This window comes from Mesorhizobium sp. M1A.T.Ca.IN.004.03.1.1 (assembly GCF_003997555.1).
Lineage (GTDB): Bacteria > Pseudomonadota > Alphaproteobacteria > Rhizobiales > Rhizobiaceae > Mesorhizobium.
In genome coordinates this window covers 1-269 of sequence record NZ_RZTV01000371.1, presented here as the reverse complement: position 1 = coordinate 269, position 269 = coordinate 1, and the positions used below count along the sequence as shown (strand labels likewise).

General features: G+C 57.2%; 1 pseudogene. It reads left to right on the top strand.

The window, feature by feature from the left end:
• A pseudogene (locus tag EOD29_RS32025) lies at nt 1-269 on the top strand (aminopeptidase P family N-terminal domain-containing protein); the annotation flags it as partial.

The following is a 269-nucleotide window of genomic DNA, read 5'->3' as shown; positions in this document are numbered from 1 at the left end:
CCAGGTCCTTTTCGTCCCTGCCGAAGGCGAGCCGCTGTTATTGGTCCGTGAATTGGAACGGACCAATGCTGACGAGTATTCATGGCTGGCTCTCGACCGGCAGGCCGTTTATCTGGACAACGAAGATCCGGCCTCCGTGACGGGTCGGTGGTTGGCTGAACTTGGATGGACGGCAGCCGGCGACCCAATCGGGGTCGAAAAAACCTGCTTCAACTTGGCAGTAAGAGACTACGAGGCGCTTTGCGATGTTGCGAGGCCGAATAAAGTAG